Below are 4381 nucleotides of genomic sequence, written 5' to 3'. Positions count from 1 at the left end.
CCTCTGGCATGCGTATGATAAAACCGAGAGCCGTGTTCCAATGAGCGACTGGTATTCAACAAGCACTGCAAAGATGGTAGGCTTCCAAAACCGTACCGTTCAAGGCGGATTATTTATTAAAATGCTTATGGATAAAGAGATTTGTAAAATCAAGTAGATCGTATAATTAAAGGCGACCCTTAGCGGTCGCCTTTCCCATTTCATCCATTTGCATTAATTTAATATCTGATTGTTTATATGATGTTCCATATGCACTAGATAGTCGCGAATAAGCCATTCTAATGTCATAAGTTGATGATATCAACATCACATAAATACGTTAAGGATTCTTCCGGCAGATTATTAATAACTCTTATTAAAGTAATCAACTCTGAACGTTAGCGAAAAATTTCCTCACTTAAAGAAAAATCAACTGCACACTCCGCATGAATTCTTGCTGTATCATATAATGGGACAGTGCAATTTTCTTGCGATACGAGCAGTGTTATTTCTGTACACCCAAGAATGATAGCTTCTGCTCCCTGCTCACTAAGACGATTAATGATCTTTAAATATGATTCTCTGGATTGTTCGTTTATGATTCCAAGGCAAAGCTCTTCATAGACGATGTCGTGTATAATCTTTCGTTCTGACTCATTAGGAATAATGACATCAAGCCCAAACTTTTCACTTAGTCTTCCCTTGTAAAATTGCTGTTCCATTGTAAAAGCCGTACCAAGCAAAGCAACCTTCTTTATTCCATCTTTAATTATTTCATTTGCTGTTGCATCTGCGATATGAAGCAGTGGGATGGATACCGCATCCTCTACTTCTTTGGCCATTTTGTGCATCGTATTCGTACATATTATAATGAACTCTGCTCCGGCTAATTCTAGTTTTTGTGCACAATCAATCATGATCTCAGTTGCTTCGTCCCACTTCCCCTGTTCCTGGAGAGTCTTAATTTCTTCGAAATCTACTGAATACATGATACTTTTTGCAGAATGAAGTTTCCCTAACTTTTCTTTTATCTTTTGATTAATGGTTTGGTAATAGAGCACAGATGACTCCCAGCTCATGCCGCCTATCAGACCAATTGTCTTCACGGTGAAGCACCTCCAATGAATGTTATTCTGTTAGCAATTATCTTCAACTATAATCTTCTATCATAAAAATTTTTCCGTCTACCAGCCCAAATATTGATTTCCCTTTTAACTGTATTTTGTCTCCTGCGCCTAATCCGTTAGGCAAATCAACAGCAAGTGTTCCTTCATAATCAATCTGCACTTCTACTTTGTCCTCTACAGCATGATAGCTCATGATTGTCTGACAGCGGCTAGAGAACATCTTTGAGGATTTTTCCGCCAATTGTATAAACTCTTGTATACCTCTGGTTTCAGTGTTAATTTCGCCATTGGAAACATTCCTGAATATAATATCGTTATGCAAAAACTTAACCATTCCCGCTACATCTAATGAATTATAAGCAGCAACATAATTATTAATGATTGCTTTATCCTCTTCACTAACCATGATCACTGTCACCTCACCTTTTGAAAAGTGGCTCTTCTATACATATTCATTTTCTAAAATGGAATATTGATAGGAATCATGCCATTTCTCGTTATGGCGCATATGCTCTCTAATATGTCCTTCATATTTCATCCCTATTTTTTGCAGCACTTTAGCCGAACCAATGTTATCTGGGCGACAGGTTGCAAATATGCGATGAAGACTGAGCTCACGGAATCCAAATTCAAGCAAGGCAGCCGCAGCCTCTGATGCGAAGCCGCTTCCCCAATAGTTATGATTAAAGCAATAACCAAGCTCTCCTTGTGAAGGCTTGATGATGTGAATTCCACAACCACCGATCAACTGATTGTTCTCTTTCATGACCACTGCGAGTTCATAACCAAGTCGAGGCTGTTGCTTTTGCATATCGGCTATCATATTCATATAGCTTTGTGTATCCTCTTTCGAGTTTGGTCCCCATAACATGTACTTCACTACGATCGGATTCGATGCATACACATGTATATCTTCGAAATCATTGGTCACAAAATCTCTTAAAATTAACCGTTCCGTCTCAATGATCACAATCAGCAACCCCCTCGGTTATTTAATTTTTAGTATATTTTACTATGAAATTCCTTTAAACTCTACTATCTTCCTGTTCTTTCGTTCGATCAGCCTGATTCTTATTGCTCCCAATTCTCCAACCATTGCTGGACATAATTCACGAATCGCCTTGCGGAAGGTGATGCATTTTTCATGGATTGGACGGCAATTCCGAGTGAACGGTAGCTGCGCTCCTCGAGTTCCATCACGCACACCTTATGGTCGCGCCCTTGAAGAACAAGCTCAGGGAGGATACTGACGCCAAGCCCATTCTCCACCATGGCAATAATCGCAAAATCATCCCCTAGCGAAAACTTAATATTGGGTTTAATCGATGCGTGATCCAGAACCCGTCTGACATCATAATCAGAACCTTCACTCGAAATGATGAACGGCTCATTTTCGAGTTTGGCTAAAGGCAAATAGGACAGCTCACTTAGAGGATGATCCAGCGGTAAAATAGCCAGCATTCGGTCCTTCTTTAGAGGAATAACCTCAAATGTGCCGCGAGTTGGAATAGATATGAAGCCACAGTCAATTTGACCTTCTTCAATCCAGCTTTCTATTTCCTGATAATCGCCCTCCATCAGCTTAATTTCAATGGTCGGATACTCTTTCTGAAACTGCTTAATCATGCCAGGAAGCCAATGAACCGATACGCTCGTAAAGGTGCCTATACGAATTGTTCCTGCCTCCAAACCATGAATCGATGACACGACCTGCTTCAATTGTTCGTTCCAGTTTAATATTTCACGAATTGGCTTTAGCATCTGCTCTCCATTTGCCGTTAATTTTATCCCCGACCGTCCTCGGAGCAGCAGGGCAAAACCCAATTCTATTTCCAAGCTTTTGATCATATGACTTACGCCCGATTGCGTGAATCCTAGCAAATCAGCAGCTTTAGTCAGACTCCCTTGTTCAACTACTTTCATGAAAACTTCGTATTTATTTATACTCATCGATAGCCCGCCTTTAACATGAGATTTACTAATGTATATCATAACAAACATTCAATATACTTGTTAATCCTTCCTTAGTATACTGTGTTAGTACTTGGTATCCACCCGGTTCGATTACTAACACTTGCTAAACAAAGGATGGTACAGATTGAAGCCGCTGAAAGCCGATTTTCTTATTTTAATGATTACGTTATGTTGGGGTTCATCCTATATTTTTATGAAGCTGGGACTGAATTCGATTGAAGAATTTAATTTGATTGCTCTTCGCTGCGGGTTTGCGTTCCTTTTATCGGCCGCCCTCTTCCACAAAAGCTTGCGTCATACCGACCTGAAGACGTTAAAATATGCAGCATTGCTTGGATTATTATTATTTGGTGTATTTACAGGCATTATGTTTGGTCTAAAAACGACCACAACTTCTAACGCCGGATTTTTAATTAGCTTAACCGTTATATTTGTCCCTTTAATTTATGTCACCGTGTTCAAGAAAAAACTTAAGCTTAGCCTCGTCATTGGGGTTTGCCTTGCTATTATAGGTATTGGATTTCTTACATTAAACAGCGAGCTGAGAATATATCCGGGAGATTTCTTATGTATTATGGGGGCCCTATTGTATGCCATACATATTCTAATTACCGATTCTGCGGCGAAAACAACGAATACGTTGAACTTAGGCATTTTACAATTGGGATTCGCAGGTGCTTATGGTTTGTTCTTCTCTTTTCTATTCGAAACGCCCAAACTTCCTCATACATCAGAAGGATGGGTAGCCGTACTCGTATTAAGTATCGTGTGCAGTGCATTTGGCTATGTGGTTCAGCCTTTGGCTCAGAAATATACGACTCCTATCCGAACCGGGCTTATTTTTTCGCTCGAACCGCTGTTTGCAGCTTTGTTCGGGTTTGTGTTCATCAATGAAATATTGCCATTCAAAGGTTATATCGGCGCAGCGCTTGTATTACTCGGTGTTCTCGTATCCGGATGGCACGGTAGCAATAAGAAACAGAAGCAGCTAGCTGTTYCATGAGAAAAAGGCAGCCAATTACCTTTGGCTGCCTTTTTCTTTATAGCATTAATTGACATTGTGCAGTGCGTCGAGTGCAGCTTGTTTATCTTTTAGAAAGAAAACCTGCTTGCCTTTATTGCATTCATAAATAAAATCCTTCAAGCTTTTGCTTTCATAACCATCAAAATCTCCAACGATTGCGATTTTAACGTGATAATTCGTGTACTTTTGCAAAATCTCCCCGGCAAGCTTTGTTTTTAAATCAAAAAATTCCTCTGTTATATTCGCTTTATGGATCAATAGTTTATGGCAGCCATCT

Annotated in this window: 7 protein-coding genes; 2 read left to right on the top strand and 5 right to left on the bottom strand. The window is 39.7% G+C overall.

The window, feature by feature from the left end:
• Positions 1-157: glutaminase domain-containing protein (locus tag AC1DSE_RS30970; protein WP_477528752.1), on the top strand; the 157-nt coding region annotated here is incomplete at its 5' end.
• A gap of 220 nt (positions 158-377) precedes the next feature.
• On the opposite strand, the gene AC1DSE_RS30965 is transcribed toward AC1DSE_RS30970, so the two are convergent.
• The 4 genes from AC1DSE_RS30965 to AC1DSE_RS30950 form a co-directional block, all read right to left on the bottom strand.
• Positions 378-1085, bottom strand: a complete 708-nt coding sequence (locus AC1DSE_RS30965) for an aspartate/glutamate racemase family protein (protein WP_477512939.1) — start codon at positions 1083-1085, stop codon at positions 378-380.
• Positions 1086-1128: 43 nt separating this feature from the next.
• Entirely contained in the window at positions 1129-1512 is a 384-nt protein-coding gene (locus AC1DSE_RS30960; protein ID WP_477512938.1) for a nuclear transport factor 2 family protein, read from the bottom strand.
• 36 nt (positions 1513-1548) lie between these two features.
• Positions 1549-2076: a GNAT family N-acetyltransferase gene (locus tag AC1DSE_RS30955; protein ID WP_477528751.1), complete on the bottom strand. Its 528-nt coding sequence runs from the start codon at positions 2074-2076 to the stop codon at positions 1549-1551.
• 101 nt (positions 2077-2177) lie between these two features.
• Positions 2178-3056 (bottom strand): LysR family transcriptional regulator, encoded by an 879-nt coding sequence (locus tag AC1DSE_RS30950; protein ID WP_339208447.1) that lies wholly within the window; start codon positions 3054-3056, stop codon positions 2178-2180.
• A 148-nt stretch (positions 3057-3204) separates the two neighbouring features.
• Here AC1DSE_RS30950 and AC1DSE_RS30945 point away from each other — a divergent pair, with 148 nt between their 5' ends.
• On the top strand, positions 3205-4083 hold the full coding sequence (locus tag AC1DSE_RS30945) for a DMT family transporter (protein WP_477528750.1): 879 nt from the start codon (positions 3205-3207) through the stop codon (positions 4081-4083).
• 45 nt (positions 4084-4128) lie between these two features.
• On the opposite strand, the gene AC1DSE_RS30940 is transcribed toward AC1DSE_RS30945, so the two are convergent.
• A partial coding sequence (locus tag AC1DSE_RS30940; RefSeq protein ID WP_477528749.1) for a DUF4180 domain-containing protein occupies positions 4129-4381 on the bottom strand: 253 nt, incomplete at its 5' end.

It is taken from the genome of Paenibacillus sp. 01L418 (genome assembly GCF_056400045.1).
This window is presented reverse-complemented; position numbering and strand designations above follow the sequence as displayed.